An 18,703-nucleotide genomic window follows, 5' to 3' on the forward strand; every position below is an offset into this window, starting at 1 on the left:
CCGTCAGCCCATGCCTCCGGTGGCGCCATAGACCTCACCGGTCACATAGCTCGATTCCTGGGAAGCCAGCAGCACATAGATGGGTGCCAGTTCCGCCGGTTGGCCGGGACGCTTGAACACCGTCTCGCCACCAAAGGTGGGGATCTTTTCCTGGGGCTGGCCGCCGCTGGGCTGCAGCGGGGTCCAGAAGGGACCGGGGGCCACGGCGTTGACGCGGATGCCCTTGCTGGCGACCTGCTTGGCGAGGGCCTTGGTGAAGTTGGTGATGGCCGCCTTGGTCGAGGCGTAGTCGAGCAGGAATTCGGAAGGCTGGGTGGCCTGGATCGAGGTGGTGTTGATGATGGCTGCGCCGGCCGGCAGATGCGGCAGGGCGGCCTTGCACAGCCAGAACAGCGCATAGACGTTGGTCTTGAAGGTGGCGTCGAACTGCTCGGTGGTCAGCTCGGCGATGTCCTGCACCGCGGTCTGCTTGCCGGCCACGTTGACCAGGATGTCCAGACCGCCCAGGGCCTCTTTGGCCTTGCTGACCAGTTGGGTGCAGAAGGCTTCGTCCTTCAGGTCACCGGGAACGCAGACGGCCTTGCGACCCTCGGCTTCCACCAGCTTGACCACTTCCTGGGCGTCGGCCTCTTCCTCTGGCAGGTAGTTCAGCACCAGATCGGCACCCTCCCGGGCATAGGCGATGGCCGTAGCCCGACCGATCCCCGAATCCGCACCGGTGATCAGTGCCTTGCGCCCGGCCAGTCGACCGAAACCCTTGTAACTGGTCTCGCCATGATCGGGGCGCGGCTCCATGACCTGGGCCAGACCCGGAGCCTCCTGGGGCTGCTTGGGAAATTCCGGCTGGGGATACTGGGTGAGGGGGTTCTGCATGGCGTATTGGTTGTCGCTGGACATGACATCTCCTGAAGGGGGCCAAAAGGCGCCCGTTTGGCATCTTTTCGATGACGTTCAAGGAAATGGAGCCGCAACGCGCAGGAGAGGTTCCCGCCGATTCATAGGGGTTGTATCGAGCTGGACAGCTTTCTTACCCCGTTTTTACCCACGACTACGCCTTTTCCGGCCCGCCCGGGCGTCCAATGACGACGAGAAGGGAAGGGCCCTTCTGGAGTGGAGGTAAAGGTGGTGATGAAAGGCGTCAAGGTGGCCGTGCTGGCGGCCCTGTTGTCCCTGTCCGGTTGCTGGCTGTTCATGCCACCGCCTGGTGGGGGTGGTCATGGTGGCCACGGCGGGCCCGGTGGTGGCCCGGAAGAAAGGGGGCCGCGCTAGGGGTCTCGCTCAGGCGTCGAGCGGCTCCAGCCGCAGGGCGACACCGGTCCGTTGCAGGGTGAGGATATCCGCCTCGCGACAGCCGATCAGCCTGCCTTCGGCGGTGCGCAGCTGGTCGTCTTCCAGCTGGGCATAGGACTCTGGCTGCCTGCCATCCCCGGCGACCATGATGTACAGCTGCCCGCACAGCAACTGGCCTGCCAGACGGCCATCGTCCAGGCCGATCAGGCGATAGCTGCGACGGGCATCGTAGGTAAAGCGCATGGGAGCATCCATTCAGGTGTTTCAGCTCAGAGCCGCGCGGGCGCGCAATGTTCAATTGCGAACATGGGCGCGCCGGGTCAGCCGGTCCATGGCCATGCCGAAAGCCTGCCCCTCGCAGGGGCGAGGGCAGGCTGACCGCTGGTCGGAAGTTTCCTGAACGGCCGATCAATAACGGAATTGCGCCACCAGGCCCTGGAACGAGGTGGCCAGTCGCGACAGCTCCTGGCTGGAGGCGGCCGTCTGCTGGGCACCGGTGGCGGTCTGGGTGGAGAGGTCCTGGATATTGACCAGATTACGGTCCACTTCGCGGGCGACCTGGGCCTGCTCCTCGGCAGCGCTGGCGATCACCAGGTTGCGTTCCTCGATCTGGGCGACCCCGGCGGCGATGCGGTCTAGGGCTTCACCCGCCTGGTTGGCGCGCGCCTGGGTGCTGTCGGCCAGGGACTGGCTCTTGTGCATGGCGCTCACCGCTTCTTCGGCGCTGCTGCGTACGGCGCTCATCATGCGTTCGATCTCACCGGTGGAACCCTGGGTGCGATGGGCCAGGGCGCGGACCTCATCCGCCACCACGGCGAAGCCGCGGCCCTGTTCGCCGGCCCGAGCGGCCTCGATGGCGGCATTGAGCGCCAGCAGGTTGGTCTGCTCGGCGATCCCGCGGATCACCTCCAGCAACTTGCCGATCTCGCGCACCTGGCCTTCCAGGGTCTGTACCTTCTGGGTGGAATCGGTGATCTCGCCGGTCATCACCGCCATGGCCTGGGCCGCCTGCTGCACCTGCTCGCGACCCTGCTGGGCTTCGCGGCTGGTGTCCTGGGAGGCGGTGGAGGTGGAGGCCGCATTGCGCGCCACCTCTTCCACAGCCGCGGTCATCTGGTTGACGGCGGTGGCAGCCTGCTGCAGTTCATCGTGCTGGCGGACCTGACCTCGGGAAGTCTCCTCGGTCACGGCGTGCAGTTCCTCAGCGGCCGCGGCGAGCTGGCTGGAGGCACCGGCCATCTGTTGCACGGTGTCTTTCAGGCTGCGCTGCATGCCACCCAGCGCTTGCAGCAGTTGCCCGGCCTCGTCACGGCGCGAACTCTGGATCGCCTGGGTCAGGTCGCCCTGGGCGACGCGCTCGGCGCTGGTCACCGCCTGGCGGATCGGCGTGACGATCATTCGGGTGATGATGATGCCCAGCGCCAGGGCGCAGAGCACCGCCAGCAGCAGGCCGCCGGCCAGCATCCAGAAGGCGTTGCCGTAGGTGGCGATCGCCGCGGCGCCGGCTTCGTTACCCTGGCGCTTGTTGGACTCCACCATGATCTTGAAGGCGGCCATGGTCTTACGGTAGCCGGGCTGCACCTGCTCGTTCAGCAGCTGGTTGGCGCCGGCCACGTCCTTGGCGGCCAGGCGCGCCAGGACGGTGTTGATGCTGGAGATATAGGCCTTCCACTCATCCTCGAAGGCATCACCCGCGGCCTTTTCATCGGCTTGCAAAGGGGTGGCGCGGTAGTCGGCGAAAGGCTTCTCGGCATCGGCCTGGTTGGATCGCAGGGAGGCGATAACACGATCCTGCTCGGTCTGGGGCGCGTTGGCATAGACCATGGACATCAACCGGAAGATATCGCGGTTGTGGCCGATCACGTTGCTCTTGGCATCGTTGAGCCGGGTGATGGACAGCAGATTGTTGTTCAGCACCGAATCCAGCAGGCCATTCAGGCTCCTGAGCCCGCTTAGGCCAACCGCACCTATGCCCAGGGTGATGAGCGTACAGAGACCAAAGGCGATCGCGAGTTTCTTCGCCAGCGCCAGATTGTTGAACCAGACCATTGGGGAGTTCCTTTCAGCGAGGGGATACCAGCCAGACTGCACCGGATACCCTTGCTATCGGCACTTGTCAGATGACCTTTAGCACCTCTAGAGCAGGCCATCCGCTACCTCAATCCCGTCCATAGAGCGCATCCAGCAGACAATTGGCCGCCAGCGCGGCATCCAAGGTGGCCAGTTCCGGCCGCGGCTGGCCGAGCAACTGATCGAACACCGCCTGGGCGCCCTGGGGTACGCCGGGGTCCACCCCTTCGACCAGCACCTGGCGATGGCCCTTGGCGTCGTGCAGCACCAGCCGCCCCGCGGAGAGCTCCAGAGTTCCCTCGCTGCCGTCCAGTCGAATGGCCAGGCGCGGACCGCGCAGGGTGGCGCTGGCACGCAGATGAATCGGCAGAGCACCGGCCTGGAGCAGGGCCTCGCCGCCATGATCCAGTGGCCAGCGCGGATCGCGGTCCAGCCGACTGTGCGTGACGGTCAGGGCCTCACCGCTTAGCCAGGCGCTGAAATCCAGCAGGTGCACCGCCAGATCGCCAAAGGCGCCGTAACCCATGCGGCGCTCGTCCAGGTGCGCCGGCCAGTCGCTGAGCCAGCCCTCCAGCAGCCCCGGGTGGCCGGCGGTGAGCGACAGGTGACTTAGATCACCGATGGCGCCGTCCCGAGCCCGCTGGCGCAACAGCTGCAGGGCCGGATCGGTGCGCAGATAGAAGCCACTGAAGCAGGACCGTCCGGCAAGCTGTTCGGCCAGGGCGGTGGCTCGGGCGGCCGAGACGGCCAGCGGCTTTTCCACGAAGAGATGACGAGCGCGCGGGAGCAGGGCGCTCACCGCCGCCTCGTGATCCTCGATCGCGGTGGTGACGAAGGCCAGGTCCACTTCGGGCAGCCGGGTGAAGTCGTCGAATACGGGCAGACTGTGGGGCGCGGCGAGGCGCCGGGCGCGGGCGGGATCCCGTTCGCTGGCCACCGCCACCACCCGCACCCACGGATCGGCCAGGCTGGTGTCCAGGTAGTCCTGGGCGTGGATCTGTTCGCAACCGACGATGGCGACGCTGAGCATGACGAGGGGTCCTCTAACGGCAACTGTTCCGTTATGGGACCCCTGGTCTGCTGCTAAGCTTCGCCGATCAGACCGGCTGGTAGGCCTTGCCGAAACGGTTGGCCAGGAAGGCCTCCATGTCCACCTGCTCCTGGGCGATGAAGCCGCGCTGCGGCAGCTTGCCTTCGCGGAACAGATCCAGGGCGGTGCAGATGCCGGCGGCGGTGGTGATCTGGATGGCGCTGGTCAGGCGACCGTCGCGCTCGGCGGCAAAGATCTTGCGGCTGAACACCTCCTGCACCAGCTTGCCGCCGCGCATCCCGCTGACGGTGACGAACACCAGCACCACGTCCTGCATGGTGGTGGGCACGGCGCCGCGCAGGATGGTCTTGAGCTGCTCCTGGTCACTGGCCAGGCGCAGGTCTTCCAGCAGGAATTTCATCAGGTCGCGGTGACCGGGATAGCGCACGGTCTTGTAGTCCAGGGTTTCCACCTGGCCCTGCAGGGTCTCGCAGAGGGTGCCCAGGCCGCCCGAGGTGTTGAAGGCCTCGTATTCCACGCCATCCAGGGAGAAGTGCTCCAGGCCTTCCAGCGGCTGCACCAGTTGCAGCTCGCCGTTGCGCACGGCTTCGCAGGGGTGGCAGTACTCGTTGACCAGGCCGTCGACACTCCAGGTCAGGTTGTACTTGAGGGCGTTGGTGGGAAATTCCGGCAGGGCACCGACGCGCATCTTCACTTCGCGCACGCTGTCGAAGCGCTTGGCCAGGGAGTGGGCGGCGATGCCGATGAAGCCCGGCGCCAGACCGCACTGGGGCATGAAGGCATTGCTCGCGCCTTCGGCCAGCTGGCGGATGGTCTTGGTCGCCTTGACGTCTTCGGTCAGGTCGAAATAGTGGGTATTGGTGGCCTTGGCCGCCTGGGCCACGGGAATCGCCAGGTGATAGGGCAGGGCATTGAGCACCACGTCCTGGTCGTCCAGGGCCGCGGCCAGGGCGCTGGCGTCGGCGGTATCCAGGGTCCGGGTCTTGACGCCCAGGGCCGCAATGGCCGCCAGGGCGCGCTCGTCGCGATCCGCCACCGTCACCTGATAGTCGCCACTGGCGTGCAGCAATTGCGAAATGGTGTAGCCGATATGGCCGGCGCCGAGCAGGGTGACTTTCATGGCGGATCCTCCGTGGTTGAGGCTCCAGCTTAAAAAGTGGCGCTGTCAGATGTGAGCGTCAGAGCGTCGAACTGTCGTCTCTTATTTGACGAATCGTCGGGGGTTTCGACGATTCGATGGAGGTACTCGTTTCATCTGGCTTTTTGCTTATCGCCCTAGGCGAAAGGCTGTCGAGCACGCCACAGGAATCTGGATACAGGTCGGCGCCGCGTACCGCCGCCTTCTATAAGCCAGGGAATCGGCCACAGCGGGTGGCCGCTTCAAGGAGGAGAGACCATGGTCGTGGACAATGCAGCATGGGTAAACGCCTGTTACTGGGGCGTGCTGGGCCGTGCCCCGGATGCGGAAGGCTTTCGCTTCTGGGTCGCCAAGCTGGACGAGGGCTTGAGCAACGCCCAACTGGTCCGCCTGTTCCTCAATGGTGCCGAGCGCCTGCAGGCGCAACCCGCCGACGAGAGCGCCAGCGCCTTCATCGACGGCTGCTATGGCGATCTGCTTGGCCGCAGCGCCGATGCCGGTGGCAAGGCCTTCTGGCTGGGCCGGCTGGAGACGCTTGGCAGCACCCACCAGGATGCCCGCGCCGCGGTCATCGTCGAGATGATCGACTACCTCGGCCGCCCGGATGGCCAGAGCGCCGATCAGCAGCTGTTCCAGACGCGCCTCACGCAATGGGAGCCGCTCACGCCGGGCGTCGCCCTGCACGAGGACACCGGGGTGTCTCCCACCGATGGCATCACCCGCAACGGCCAGGTGGACGTGACCCTGCCGGATGAGGTGACGGCCTGGAGTTACAGCCTGGATGGCGGGCAGAGCTGGACCGCCGCGAGCGCCGGCAGCCATACCCTGCAACTGGTCGCGGGCTACTACCAGGCGGATCAGCTGCAGGTCAGCTATCGGGAAGACGGGGGCACCACGCGGACCCTTACTAATGAAACACCCTGGCAGGTCGACAATCAGGGGGCCGCGCTCTATCTGCTCAGCACTCATGGCCCTACCACCGAGAATCTGTTGCGATTCCACTTCTATATCGACAACGACGTAGAGCAATGGCGCAGTTCCAGCGATGGCGGCCAGACCTGGCAGCAGGGGGAGGGGCGCTGGCCTGCACCTAAGCTGGAGCCGGGCTTCTATGCGCAGGGCTCGATCCAGGTTGAGACCACCGATACGGCCGGAAACGTCCTGGTGACGACCCTGCCGCGTGACCTCGAGGTGCTACCTGCCGACTTCACTCCACCGCTACTGACAGGTATCGATCAGCATTCCTACTACAGCCCTGGTGCTGAAAATCACATCAACCTGTTTTTCGACAGCTCCATTTATCGCGGCACCCGGGATCTTTACTCGGAAGCCTATCCGATACCGGTGAACGTGGACCCGGCGGTACTGGAGAAAGCCTTTGTGCTCGATGTCACCACCGGCGCGAAGATCGGCTTCGAGTTGGTCACCACGGTGAGACACCTGACCAGCCAGCTGGACATTCGCCTGGCGAGTGATTTGGTAGAAGGACATCAATACAGCGTCTACCTGCCCGAAGCCTTCGTCTACGACGCCTACAACAACCCCAGCGACGAACTGACCCTGCTGGGTACCAGCAACACCTTCGTCGCGGCCTGATCAGGCCATTGGGGTCTCTCGCAGTGGCCCCTCCTACCCCGGCACCACCCGCAACAGCTGCCCGTCCTCACCATCGGTGAGCAGCCAGAGATTGCCGTCCGGTCCGCTGCGCACGTCGCGCAGACGCTGGTCCAGCTCCTGGAACAGGAGCTCCTGCTGACCGAGCTGACCGTCCACCAGCGGTATCCGCCGCACCGATTTTTCCCGCAGCGCCGCCACGAACAAGCTGCCGCGCCAGGCGGGAAAGCCCTGGCCGTCGTACCAGGTCATGCCGGCCGGGGCGATGGAGGGGGTCCACTCCAGCAGTGGTGGAGTGATGCCCGGCAATTCGCGGAAGGGCGAGATGCGCGCGCCGGTGTAGTCCACGCCGCCGGTGGTCAGCGGCCAGCCATAGTTGGCACCGCTGCGGATCAGATTGAGTTCGTCGCCGCCCTTGGAGCCGTGCTCGTGCTCGTACAGCGCCTGGCGCTCGGCCACCCAGACCAGGCCCTGGGGATTGCGATGGCCCAGGCTGTAGATCTCCGGCAGGGCGCCGGGTCGCTTGATGAAGGGATTATCCGCCGGCACCTGGCCGTCGCGGGTGATGCGCACGATCTTGCCCAGATGGGTATCCAGTCGCTGGGCGTCGGTACGTTCCACGTTGCCATCACCCAGGGCGATGGCCAGGGTGCCGTCGCCGAGCAAGGCCATCCGCGCCCCGAAGTGCTGGCCGAAGGCCTTGGCCGGTTGACTGGTGAACAACGGCTGGACGTCCTGCAGGCGTTCGCCCTCCAGTCGCGCGCGTACCACCCTCAAGTGATTGGCCTGGCGCGTACCTGTCGCATAGGAGAGATAGATCAGCTGGTTACGCGCGAAGTCCGGATCCGGCAGCACCTCGAACAGTCCGGCCTGGCCTTCGGTGTAGAGGTCCGGCAGTCCGGTGATGGCTTGCGCCTGTAGCCCGAGGCGACCTGCGCCGTCCGGGACCAGCAGCCGCAAGCGCCCGGCGCCCTCGGTCAGGAGCGCACGGCCATCGGGCAGGAAGGCCAGCGACCAGGGCCGGTCCAGTCCGGTCGCCACCGTCTCGATCCGATAGGCCGGCGCCGCCAAGGCCAGCGGAACCGCCAGCAGGGCCAGCCAGGCCAGCCAGGCCCAGCGGCCGGAAGCTTTAGGTAACGCTTGAGGTCTACTCCGGGTACCCGCTTTCGCTAGCATCTGCCTCTCTCCAAGGGATCTTCCGACATGCCTCAACCGCTCTGGCGCGCCCTGTTGCAACCGCGCACCCTGCTGGCGTTCGCCGCGGCCCTGCTGCTGGCCACCGCCTGGGGCAGCCTGGTGCAGACCCAGTACAACCTGGCGGCCCTCCAGGGGCTCGGCCAGCCGATCGACCTGCCCACGCGCTGGCGGACCTCGCTGGAGGATCTGCTGGGCTTCGGACCCGTCTATGCCGCGATCGTGCTCGCCGCTTGGTTACCAGCCTTTGCCGCGGCCCTCTGGCTCGGTCGTCACGGCGGTGCCTATCGCGCCTGCCTGCTGCCGCTGGCCAGCAGCCTCAGCCTGATCGCCGCCATCCGCCTGATCGACGCCTTCGCGCCCATGCCGGTGCTCATCTATGCGACGCGCACCCTGGAGGGGCTGCTGGCGATGGCCGTGGGTGGACTGCTCGGCGGGCTGCTGTTCATCTGGCTGGCGCGCTCGGTGATCCCGCGCTAGGGGAGGGCGCTTAGGTTCTGTACGAAAAGTCGCCGAGCGAAGGTCAGGCGAGGCGAAAAGCGCTGAGGAAGCGGAGTTTACGAGCGGTAAATGAGCATTCCGACGGGGCTGGCCAGCCAGGCGGTTTTCAACAAAGCATCACCGAGCGCAGGCAGTTTTCGTACAGAACCTAGGAGGAGGTCAGCTTCATCAGCACCAGTCCGCTGACGATCAGCGCGGCGGCCAGGATGCGCAGCGGACTCGCCGCCTCGCCCAGCACCAGAATGCCCACCATGAAGGCGCCGACCGCGCCAATACCGGTCCAGATCGTATAGGCGGTGCCCAGCGGCAGGCTGCGCATTGAGATCGACAGCAGCGCCACGCTGGCCACCATGGCGACCCCGGTGATCAGCGTGGGCGTGAGACGGGTGAAGCCCGCGGACTGCTTCATATAGAACGCCCAGACCACCTCGAGCAGTCCCGCGCACACCAGATAGAACCAAGCCAACGACGGCCTCCTGTAAAACCGGGCCGTCCCGGAACGCTGCCCACCGATCGCCGGGGTCGTCCCCGGGGGCCAAGAGAGAAGGGCGGCAGGCTGCTCTACCGCCTGATCGGCTCTACTATCCTAGCCGTTCATGGCCGCGCCGTTCGACCCGGCCTGGCAGTCGCTACCCATCACCCGCTAGCGCGGCTGGCAGATCTGCATGGCGATCCCGTCGAATTCCCGGTCGAAGCTGGCGCGTTCGGCCGCGCTGAGAAAGCCTTGCTGCCCGACCAGGGCATCGGTCTGGCTGCGCACCGCGGCAATGCGCTCGCTGAAGGCGGTCGCCTGTTCCTGACTGATCCGCTGCGCCTTGCGCGCCGTGCTCACATCCGCCAGCAGCACATTGGCGCGCATGGATACATGCGCCTGCCGCGGATCGGTGATGGCGCCGCCCAGCTCACCCGGCAATTCACGCTGCTGCTGCAGATGGCAGCTGGGCAAGCCAAGATCGTCGCGCGGTCGTTGTTCCTTGGTACAGGCGCCCAGGGCGAGCGGCAGCAGCAACAGGGGAATCAGGGATTTCATCCAGGTCTCCTCGGAGTGGCCGTGGTGGAGACCTTGAGAGCCCGGGACGGGCGCTTCGTTCAAGAATGGCTCTGCGCCGGGCCTTGGCAAACGCCTTGAAGCCCTAGTCGTCCAGCCGCGCCTGCCGTTCCAGCGCCGCCAGCTGCAGCCGCGCGCCGTCGGCCACCGGCCCTCTGCCAACCGCGCTGCTCTGCAGCAGCGACAGGTTGAGGGCGTGCGCCGCTGCCTCTATCCCCGGACGCAGGGCATGGCCGGCCTGGGCCAGGGCGGTGTCTTCGGTCAGGAGCGGAGCGGCGAGAAAGAGGGTGACCGAGCCGGTCAGGAGGTATCTCATGAGGCGTCCTTGCAGGGTGATCACCAGGGTATCGGCATCCGGCCGGCCTGTTGGAGCGGGTCTAGAGGTCAGAGCTTAGAGCAGAATCGCGTTAGCGCCAGGGATAATGGTCAGATAATTCACGCCGGTGATCTGGCGATCGCCTTTTACAGAACGTTTTGAGCGTCTCGGAACGGCTTGAGCGACAGCCATAAACAACAAAGCCCGCGCGATGGCGGGCTTTGCTGAGGTTCACGCGACGGTGAACGGGAGATGGCGCACTCGGCGGGATTCGAACCCACGACCCCTGCCTTCGGAGGGCAGTACTCTATCCAGCTGAGCTACGAGTGCAGCGATTCGGTGACGCTGAATCGGTCGCCATCATACTCACCTTGCCCTCGACCGTCCATGCCCGGATGCACGATGTTGTTGATTTTGAACGACTGTTTCGCGGGGCTTGGCAAGGGCTGCATAAACAAGGAGGAAGTCCGCGCGAAAACCGCTCCGGCGCTCTTGCGCGGGGGTTCAATATTCTCCTAGGATGCGTTCAATATTTCGAACGCCCAGGGCGGTTCGGACGTTGCTCGAGCGGGCACTGAACGGTGGCGATGCCAGCGTTTCCAGGCCTGACCCTATCGCAGGCGCAGGGGTGTCATGCCCTTGCTTCCGGCCCTTTCAGCCAAGGAGACCGTAATGCAGCTCAAAGACGCTTCCCTGTTTCGCCAGCAAGCCTATGTCGACGGCGCCTGGATCGACGCCGACAGCGGTGCCACCGTCAAAGTGGACAACCCGGCCACCGGCGAGACCCTGGGCACCATTCCCAAGCTTGGTCGCGCCGAGACCAAGCGCGCCATCGACGCCGCCAACCGCGCCCTGCCGGCCTGGCGGGCGCTGACCGCCAAGGAGCGTTCGGCCAAGCTGCGGCGCTGGTACGAGCTGATGATCGAGAACCAGGACGACCTGGGCCGGCTGATGACCCTGGAGCAGGGCAAGCCGCTGGCCGAGGCCAAGGGTGAGATCGCCTACGCCGCCTCCTTCATCGAGTGGTTCGCCGAAGAAGCCAAGCGCATCTATGGCGACACCATCCCCGGCCACCAGGCCGACAAGCGCATCCTGGTGATCAAGCAGCCCATCGGCGTCACCGCCGCCATCACGCCGTGGAACTTCCCCACCGCGATGATCACTCGCAAGGCCGGTCCGGCCCTGGCCGCCGGTTGCACCATGGTGATCAAGCCCGCCAGCCAGACCCCCTATTCGGCCTTGGCCCTGGTCGAGCTGGCCGAGCGCGCCGGCATTCCCAAGGGCGTGCTGAGCGTGGTCACCGGCTCCGCCGCCGAGATCGGCGCCGAGCTGACCGAGAGCCCCATCGTGCGCAAGATCTCCTTTACCGGCTCCACCGAGATCGGTGCCAAGCTGATGGAGCAGAGCGCGCCCACCATCAAGAAGCTATCGCTGGAGCTGGGCGGCAACGCGCCCTTCATCGTCTTCGACGACGCCGACCTGGACAAGGCCGTGGAAGGCGCCATCGCCTCCAAGTACCGCAACGCCGGCCAGACCTGCGTCTGCGTCAACCGCCTCTACATCCAGGACGGCGTCTACGACGCCTTCGCCGAGAAGTTCAAGGCCGCCGTGGCCAAGCTCAAGGTCGGCAACGGCCTGGAAGAGGGCGTGACCATCGGCCCGCTGATCGACGCCAAGGCCGCGGCCAAGGTCAAGGAACACATCGACGACGCCGTGAGCCAGGGCGCCAAGGTCATCGCCGGGGGCAAGGCCCACGCCAACGGTGGCAGCTATTTCGAACCGACCATCCTCGCCGACGTGCCCAAGAGCGCCAAGGTGTCCAAGGAAGAGACCTTCGGGCCGCTGGCGCCGCTGTTCCGCTTCAAGGACGAGGCCGAGGTCATCGAACTGGCCAACGACACCGAATTCGGCCTGGCCTCCTACTTCTATGCCCGCGACCTGTCCCGCGTGTTCCGCGTGGCCGAGGCGCTGGAGTACGGCATGGTCGGCATCAACACCGGCCTGATCTCCAACGAAGTCGCCCCCTTCGGCGGCGTCAAGGCCTCGGGCCTGGGCCGCGAAGGCTCCAAGTACGGCATCGAGGAATACCTGGAGATCAAGTACCTCTGCCTGGGCGTCTGATCGCCCTCGTTGGGCTTCGCTGCGCTCAACCCAACCCAACCTACCAGCACCCGTAGGTTGGACGAGACGGCGCCATCGTCGAAGCCCGACAGACCCTCAGCCTGACCCAAAGCTTTCCCCCGGCGCGGACGCCGGGCCGTTGGCAGTCGATCATCGTATGCTGCCCGGAATCCGGTCCGCGCCTTTCCCGTAGCCGGCCGCCACGATGAGCGGCCATCGAGGACTGCAATGAGCCACACCAATGATTCCCTGATGCACCGCCGCAGCGCCGCCGTCGCTCGTGGCGTCGGCCAGACCCACCCGATCTTCGTCGCCCGCGCGGAGAACGCCAAGGTCTGGGACGTCGAGGGCAACGAGTTCCTGGACTTCGCCGGCGGCATCGCCGTGCTCAACACCGGCCACCTGCATCCGCGCGTGGTGGCGGCCGTGCAGGAGCAGCTGACCAAGGTCTCCCACACCTGCTTCCAGGTGCTGGCCTACGAGCCCTATGTCGAGGTTTGCGAAAAGCTCAACGAACTGGTGCCGGGCAACTTCCCAAAAAAGACCGCGCTGTTCAACTCCGGCTCCGAAGCCGTGGAGAACGCCGTCAAGATCGCCCGCGCCGCCACCCAGCGTGCTGGCGTCATCGCCTTCTCCAGCGCCTACCACGGCCGCACCATGATGACCCTGTCGCTGACCGGCAAGGTCGCGCCCTACTCGGCCGGCATGGGCCTGATGCCCGGCGGCGTCTATCGCGCGCTTTACCCCTGCGAACTGCATGGCATCAGCGTCGATGACGCCATCGCCAGCGTCGAGCGCATCTTCAAGAACGATGCCGCCCCCGGCGACATCGCCGCCATCATCCTCGAGCCGGTGCAGGGCGAGGGCGGCTTCTATGCCGCGCCCAAGGAATTCATGCAGCGCCTGCGCACCCTGTGCGACACCCACGGCATCCTGCTGATCGCCGATGAAGTCCAGTCCGGTGCCGGCCGGACCGGCACCTTCTTCGCCATGGAGCAGATGGGCGTCGACGCCGACCTGGTGACCTTCGCCAAGTCCATCGCCGGCGGCTTCCCGCTGTCGGGCGTGACCGGTCGCGCCACGGTGATGGATGCCGTCACCCCCGGCGGCCTGGGTGGCACCTACGCCGGCAGCCCCATCGCCTGCGCCGCAGCCCTGGCGGTGATCGAGACCTTCAAGGAAGAGAACCTGCTGGATCGCTCCAAGGCCGTGGGCGAGCGCCTCACCGCCGGTCTGCGCGAACTGGCCGCCCAGCACGCGCAGATCTGCGACGTCCGTGGCCTGGGCGCCATGATCGCCATGGAGCTGGGCAAGGGCGGCGACATCGAGCAGCCCGATGCCGAGCTGACCAGTCAGATCGTGGTCCGGGCGCGTCAGAAGGGCCTGATCCTGCTCAGCTGCGGCAGCTACGGCAACGTGCTGCGCATCCTGGTGCCCCTGACCGCCAGCGACGAAGAGCTGGATCGCGGCTTGGCCATTATCGGCGAGTGTTTTGCCGAATTGGCCTGAGTCCTGCCTAAACCGCCCTCCCGGAGGGCGGTTTTTTTGTGACACGCTTGGCACAAACCTCGCTTTGCCGCATCATCCGCCGCTTCGCTTTCCTCAAGCAGGAGTGGGTTGGGATGCCGCCCCTGATACTCATCGTAGACGCCAATCCCTGGACCCGTGACCTGCTCAAGTCGCTGGTGCTGGCCGTGCGTGCCGATGCCCTGGTGCATGAATACGGCCATGGCTATCAGGCCCTCGCCGAACTGGATCAGCGCAAGAGATGCGCCTTGATCATCGTCGAGCGACCGGCCGATTGCGACGGCCTCGACCTGTTGCGGCGCATTCGCCAGCGCGGCGCCCAGCCGCTGCAGCCGGTGATCCTGCTGTCCGACCATTCCGATGCCGCCTATGTGCGCGCCGCCCTGCGTCTGGCACCAACGGCCTATCTGGTCAAACCCTATGCGGCGGAAGAGGTGTTGCGCCGCCTGCACAGTCTGTTGCCGCCCGCGGGAGACGCCTCTCAAACAGCCAGTGCCGCGGCCTTGGGCTCCCTGGACGATCATCTGCAGCGCATGGCCGCCGAAATCGACGCCGTGCCGCTGTTCGCCGACCTGCCCGCCATCATCCAGCGCTGCCGCGAGAGCGAGAGCTGCAGCCTGGGCGAACTGGAAACCGAATTCGGCCAGGATCCGCTGGTCACGGCGACCCTGATCGCCGCGGCCAACAGCGCCTCCCAGCGCGTCGGCCAGTCCTGCCAGACCCTCGGCCAGGCCCTGCCGCGGCTGGGCGTCGGCTTCACCCTCAATCTGGTCCTGGGCCTGAGCCTGCGGCGGGCAACCCGCCTGGCCGAGCCGCTACTGGCCGGACGTGCCGAGGGCTATCTGCACCTCGCCCAGCGCGCCGCCGATTGCGCGCGGCTGCTGGCGCTGCGCTATGTGCGCGAAGATGCCGAACGCTGCTATACCGCCGGCCTGCTGCACCGCCTGGGTGAACTGGCCGTGCTGCAAGGCGTGCAGCGCTGGTGCGACGGGGGTGGGTCCCTCGACGAGACCGCGCTGGAGCGCGCGCTGCTGAGCTACAGCCTGGAGTTCTCCGCAGAGCTGCAGCGGCACTGGCGACTGCCGCTAGAGTTGCGCGAGCTGGTGGCCGCGGTGCACAGCCTGCACGGCGTGTTGCCCAAGCCGTCGCTGATCCTGCACCTGGCGGCGCAGGCGGCGAATCCCGCCCCGGGCGAGTCCCTCGAAGCCCTGCTGGAGCACAAGGCCGGGCGCATGTTGGGGCTGGAGGCGGCGGTCTGGCAGCTGGCCGTCACCCAGCTCAAGCTAGGCTAGCGCGCCGTATCGGGGCGATAGCCCAGCCGCAGTCCACCCCAGTGGCGGCCATTCACCAGGATCGGCACCGAAAGGTCGTGCATCACCTCGCCGGTGTCTCTCATGTAGGTCTGCAACAGCAGGCGGCGCTGATGGCTGCCGCAGCGCCTGCCGGTGCGGTCGCTGAACAGGCGCTTGCTGCGACTGCGCGCGGTATCCACCGCCACGTCGCCGGTGGGCGCATGGGCGAAGGCGCGGTTGTGGGTGGGCACATAGCCTTCCGGGGTACAGGCGATGGCGAAGACCAGGCCGGGATGCTGATCCAGCAGCGGCTCCTGGATCGCCGGTAGCACGCCATCGGTATAGCTGTCGAAACGGGTGCGGTACTTGGCCGGCTGACTGCCGGGCACCGGCTGGTACTGGCGGTCGAAGAGGGCGTCCTGGGTGATGCGCCCGGCGGCCAGGTCTTCCTCGAAGCGCCGGCCGATGGCATCCGCGCCCTGGCGCGCCAGTTCGAAGATGCGCTGGTGATAGCTGTCCAGGCCGACCTCGGCCAGACGTTCGCTGCTGGCTTCGGCCATGTCCACCAGTTCGTCGGCGGCGCTGCTGAGCCGGCTGGTCTGGCGCTCGCTGTCGGCCAGATCGCTGTGCACCTGCTCCACCGCCTGGGCCAGGCTTTCCAGCTGGGCGAGATTGGCCGAGGTGCCCTGGGCGATGTCCGCGGCCTGGCGCTCGGCGGCCTGCGCCAGCTCGGCGATCTCCTGCAGGCCTTCGCCGGTACGTTCGACCTGGCGCACGCCGTCTTCCAGCGCCTGGGCCAGTTGCTGGATCTGCGCCACCACGGCGTCGGTCTGCTGGCTGATGTCGGCAACGATCAGCCCCACCTCGCCGGTCGCGCTGGAGGTCCGCGCCGCCAGGCCCCGGACCTCGTCGGCGACCACGGCGAAACCGCGCCCGTGCTCGCCGGCCCGGGCAGCCTCGATGGCGGCATTGAGCGCCAGCAGGTTGGTCTGGCTGGCGATGCCCTGGATGACCTCGGTGACCTGCTGGATCTTGTCGGTGCGGGCACTCAGGCCGGCGATGAGTTCGCGGCTCTGGCGGGCGTGCTCGCTTAGGGCACGGATAGCGGCGATCGCCGTACTCAGGGCGTCCTGACCGGCCTCGCTGCGCTGGTGCACTTGCTGCGCCACCACCAGGGCCTGGCGGGCGCTGGCGGCGCTGTCGTGCTCGGTCTGGGTGAGGGCTGAGGCGCTGCTGGAAATCTGCGCGGCCGTGCTGGCCTGGGACTGGACCCGAGCCGCCAGCTGCTGGGCGGCAAAGGCCACGCCGGCGATGGCCACGGCGTTGCGCGCCGTGCTGCGCGAGAGATCGCCGGTCAGTTCATCGAAAGACTGGGTGGAAGCGGGTGGTGCCTCGGGCTTGCGCAGCAGCGACCAGGGCCAGAGGGCGGCCATCAGGACCAGCCCCATGCCAGCAACGGTGGATAGCGCCAGCCCCTGCCAGAGCAGCAAGGCCGCCACGAGGCTGGCCAGGTGAAGCGACAACACGACGGGCCAGCGCCTGGGCATGCGACCTCCTTGTAATTTTGCTCGATCGAGGACGAAGTGTGACGGCTGTCAGCTTCGTCGATCATGGAGCCGGCTTTCCGGAGGTTGCAACCGCTGTCTGGTCCCGGCGGCTACGACTTTCGTCTTAGCCGCCTGCGGCGGGTCAGGGCGTACGCGGCAGGAAATGCAGCGGCGCACCCCGTTGCAGCCCGGCCAGCACCGGGTGGTCCTTGACCAGTTCCACCTCGATCACCTCGCTCTGCTCCGGCACCCTCAGGGTGACCCGGGTGGTGGCGCCCAGCGGCCGGATGTCGCGCACTTCGGCGGCGTGGTAACCCGGTCGCGGCTCACGCTCCAGCTCCACCTCGTGCGGACGGAACAGCACTTCCTGCTCGCCCAAGGCCAAGCGGTTGGAGTCGCCGAGGAAGTGATAGACGAAGTCGCTCGCCGGCTGCTCGTAGACCTCACCGGGCGAGCCGACCTGTTCGATCTGGCCCTTGTTCATCACCACGATGCGGTCGGCCACCTCCATGGCTTCTTCTTGGTCGTGGGTGACGAACACGGAGGTCAGGTGGATCTCCTCATGCAGCCGTGCCAGCCAGCGCCGCAGCTCCTTGCGCACCTTGGCATCCAGGGCACCGAAGGGTTCGTCGAGCAGCAGGATCTTGGGCTCCACCGCCAGGGCTCGGGCCAGGGCGATGCGCTGGCGCTGACCGCCGGAGAGTTGCTCGGGATAGCGATCGGCCAGCCAGTCGAGCTGCACCATGTTCAGCAGTTCGTGCACCTTGCTGGCGATCTGCGCCTCGCTCGGCCGCTCGCGGCGCGGCTTCATGCGCAGGCCGAAGGCCACGTTGTCGAACACCGTCATGTGGCGGAACAGCGCGTAGTGCTGGAAGACGAAGCCGACGTTGCGATCGCGCACGTCACGCCCGGAGACGTCTTCGCCATGGAAGCCGATGTTGCCGGTGTCCGGCGCTTCCAGGCCGGCGATGATGCGCAGTAGGGTGGTCTTGCCGCAGCCCGAGGGGCCGAGCAGGGCGACCAGCTCGCCACTCTCGATGTGCAGGTTGATGTCCTTGAGCGCCTGGAAGGCGCCAAACCTCTTGTTGATGCCCTGGATCTCGATACTCATGGCGCCTTATTCCTCGTCACGGTGCTGCAGTTGGCGGCTCAGGCGACTCTCGCTCCACTGCCGCAGCAGCAGGATCACCAGGGCCATCATCAGCAGCAGGATCGCCACGCTGAAGGCGGCGACGATGTTGTATTCGTTGTAGAGAATCTCGATGTGCAGCGGCAGGGTGTTGGTCAGGCCGCGGATATGGCCGGAGACCACCGACACCGCGCCGAACTCGCCCATGGCCCGGGCGGTACAGAGCACCACGCCATAGATCAGCGCCCATTTCACGTTGGGCAGGGTCACGTGCCAGAACAGTTGCCAGCCACTGGCGCCCAGCAGGCGCGCCGCCTCTTCCTCCTGGGTGCCCTGTTCCTGCATCAGCGGGATCAATTCGCGGGCCACATAGGGAAAGGTGACGAAGATGGTCGCCAGCACGATGCCCGGGACGGCAAAGACGATCTGCACATCGACGCTCTGCAGATAGGGGCCCAGCAGCCCCTGGGCGCCGAACAGCAGCACATAGATGAGACCGGCGATCACCGGCGAGACCGAGAAGGGCAGGTCGATCAGGGTGATCAGCAGACTCTTGCCGGTGAATTCGAACTTGGTGACGCACCAGGCCGCGGCCAGGCCGAAGGCCAGGTTCAGAGGTACCGAGATGGCGGTGGCGAACAGCGTCAGCTTGAGCGCCGAGATCGCATCCGGTTCGCTGATGGCGTCCCAGAAGGCCCCGATGCCGTTGGCCAGGCCCTGGCTCAGCACCATGTACAGCGGCAGCACCAGGACCAGCAGGAAGATCAGCCAGGCGCTGGCGATCAGCGCGATGGCCACCGGGGTGCGCTGCTTGTTGGCGCGCGCATCGGCCTTGGTGGAAGTCATGAGGCTCATGCGGACGTCC

General features: G+C 66.4%; 17 protein-coding genes and 1 tRNA gene. 5 read left to right on the plus strand and 13 right to left on the minus strand.

The genetic code is table 11. From position 1 onward, the window contains the following. Window positions 1-3: 3 nt before the first annotated feature. The 5 genes from PSK12I2_RS0122205 to PSK12I2_RS0122225 form a co-directional block, all read right to left on the minus strand. Window positions 4-897: an SDR family oxidoreductase gene (locus tag PSK12I2_RS0122205; RefSeq protein ID WP_027600136.1), complete on the minus strand. Its 894-nt coding sequence runs from the start codon at window positions 895-897 to the stop codon at window positions 4-6. Window positions 898-1,278: 381 nt separating this feature from the next. Then, window positions 1,279-1,533, minus strand: coding sequence for a hypothetical protein (locus PSK12I2_RS0122210; protein WP_027600137.1), 255 nt, complete (start codon window positions 1,531-1,533; stop codon window positions 1,279-1,281). A gap of 165 nt (window positions 1,534-1,698) precedes the next feature. After that, on the minus strand, window positions 1,699-3,339 hold the full coding sequence (locus PSK12I2_RS0122215) for a methyl-accepting chemotaxis protein (RefSeq protein WP_027600138.1): 1,641 nt from the start codon (window positions 3,337-3,339) through the stop codon (window positions 1,699-1,701). A 109-nt stretch (window positions 3,340-3,448) separates the two neighbouring features. Further along, the gene (locus tag PSK12I2_RS0122220; RefSeq protein ID WP_027600139.1) at window positions 3,449-4,390 is read right to left on the minus strand and encodes a Gfo/Idh/MocA family protein; all 942 of its coding nucleotides are present in this window, start codon (window positions 4,388-4,390) and stop codon (window positions 3,449-3,451) included. Between the two features lie 67 nt (window positions 4,391-4,457). Then, the gene (locus tag PSK12I2_RS0122225) at window positions 4,458-5,531 is read right to left on the minus strand and encodes a saccharopine dehydrogenase family protein (RefSeq protein WP_027600140.1); all 1,074 of its coding nucleotides are present in this window, start codon (window positions 5,529-5,531) and stop codon (window positions 4,458-4,460) included. 276 nt (window positions 5,532-5,807) lie between these two features. Here PSK12I2_RS0122225 and PSK12I2_RS0122235 point away from each other — a divergent pair, with 276 nt between their 5' ends. Continuing rightward, the gene (locus PSK12I2_RS0122235; protein WP_051398786.1) at window positions 5,808-7,145 is read left to right on the plus strand and encodes a DUF4214 domain-containing protein; all 1,338 of its coding nucleotides are present in this window, start codon (window positions 5,808-5,810) and stop codon (window positions 7,143-7,145) included. A gap of 33 nt (window positions 7,146-7,178) precedes the next feature. Here PSK12I2_RS0122235 and PSK12I2_RS0122240 read toward each other — a convergent pair whose 3' ends face one another. Further along, window positions 7,179-8,339 carry a PQQ-dependent sugar dehydrogenase gene (locus PSK12I2_RS0122240; RefSeq protein WP_256204022.1) on the minus strand — a complete coding sequence of 387 codons (1,161 nt, stop codon included), beginning with the start codon at window positions 8,337-8,339 and terminating at the stop codon, window positions 7,179-7,181. Window positions 8,340-8,366: 27 nt separating this feature from the next. On the opposite strand from PSK12I2_RS0122240, the gene PSK12I2_RS0122245 reads away from it, so the two are divergent. Then, entirely contained in the window at window positions 8,367-8,837 is a 471-nt protein-coding gene (locus tag PSK12I2_RS0122245) for a hypothetical protein (RefSeq protein WP_037008036.1), read from the plus strand. Window positions 8,838-9,006: 169 nt separating this feature from the next. Here PSK12I2_RS0122245 and sugE read toward each other — a convergent pair whose 3' ends face one another. The 4 genes from sugE to PSK12I2_RS0122265 form a co-directional block, all read right to left on the minus strand. Next, complete coding sequence (gene sugE / locus PSK12I2_RS0122250) at window positions 9,007-9,324, minus strand: quaternary ammonium compound efflux SMR transporter SugE (RefSeq protein WP_007160753.1); 318 nt, start codon at window positions 9,322-9,324, stop codon at window positions 9,007-9,009. Between the two features lie 177 nt (window positions 9,325-9,501). After that, window positions 9,502-9,888: a hypothetical protein gene (locus tag PSK12I2_RS0122255; RefSeq protein ID WP_027600144.1), complete on the minus strand. Its 387-nt coding sequence runs from the start codon at window positions 9,886-9,888 to the stop codon at window positions 9,502-9,504. A gap of 103 nt (window positions 9,889-9,991) precedes the next feature. Next, entirely contained in the window at window positions 9,992-10,222 is a 231-nt protein-coding gene (locus PSK12I2_RS0122260; RefSeq protein WP_037008038.1) for a hypothetical protein, read from the minus strand. 253 nt (window positions 10,223-10,475) lie between these two features. Beyond that, window positions 10,476-10,552, minus strand: a tRNA-Arg gene (locus tag PSK12I2_RS0122265). A gap of 342 nt (window positions 10,553-10,894) precedes the next feature. Here PSK12I2_RS0122265 and gabD point away from each other — a divergent pair. From gabD to PSK12I2_RS0122280, 3 genes are all read left to right on the plus strand, one after another. Next, the gene (gene gabD / locus PSK12I2_RS0122270) at window positions 10,895-12,343 is read left to right on the plus strand and encodes an NADP-dependent succinate-semialdehyde dehydrogenase (RefSeq protein ID WP_027600146.1); all 1,449 of its coding nucleotides are present in this window, start codon (window positions 10,895-10,897) and stop codon (window positions 12,341-12,343) included. 228 nt (window positions 12,344-12,571) lie between these two features. After that, on the plus strand, window positions 12,572-13,852 hold the full coding sequence (gene gabT, locus PSK12I2_RS0122275) for a 4-aminobutyrate--2-oxoglutarate transaminase (RefSeq protein ID WP_027600147.1): 1,281 nt from the start codon (window positions 12,572-12,574) through the stop codon (window positions 13,850-13,852). A gap of 113 nt (window positions 13,853-13,965) precedes the next feature. Then, entirely contained in the window at window positions 13,966-15,162 is a 1,197-nt protein-coding gene (locus PSK12I2_RS0122280; RefSeq protein WP_027600148.1) for an HDOD domain-containing protein, read from the plus strand. On the opposite strand, the gene PSK12I2_RS0122285 is transcribed toward PSK12I2_RS0122280, so the two are convergent. The 3 genes from PSK12I2_RS0122285 to cysW all read right to left on the minus strand — a co-directional run bounded on the left by PSK12I2_RS0122285 (window position 15,159) and on the right by cysW (window position 18,693). Then, complete coding sequence (locus PSK12I2_RS0122285; RefSeq protein WP_027600149.1) at window positions 15,159-16,709, minus strand: methyl-accepting chemotaxis protein; 1,551 nt, start codon at window positions 16,707-16,709, stop codon at window positions 15,159-15,161. The genes PSK12I2_RS0122280 and PSK12I2_RS0122285 overlap by 4 nt on opposite strands. Window positions 16,710-16,851: 142 nt before the next feature. Next, window positions 16,852-17,820: a sulfate/molybdate ABC transporter ATP-binding protein gene (locus PSK12I2_RS0122290; protein ID WP_027600150.1), complete on the minus strand. Its 969-nt coding sequence runs from the start codon at window positions 17,818-17,820 to the stop codon at window positions 16,852-16,854. 6 nt (window positions 17,821-17,826) lie between these two features. Next, the gene (cysW, locus tag PSK12I2_RS0122295; RefSeq protein ID WP_027600151.1) at window positions 17,827-18,693 is read right to left on the minus strand and encodes a sulfate ABC transporter permease subunit CysW; all 867 of its coding nucleotides are present in this window, start codon (window positions 18,691-18,693) and stop codon (window positions 17,827-17,829) included. Window positions 18,694-18,703 lie beyond the last annotated feature (10 nt).

The sequence above is a fragment of the Pseudomonas sp. MOIL14HWK12:I2 genome, from assembly GCF_000510745.1.
Classification (GTDB): domain Bacteria; phylum Pseudomonadota; class Gammaproteobacteria; order Pseudomonadales; family Pseudomonadaceae; genus Chryseomonas; species Chryseomonas oryzihabitans.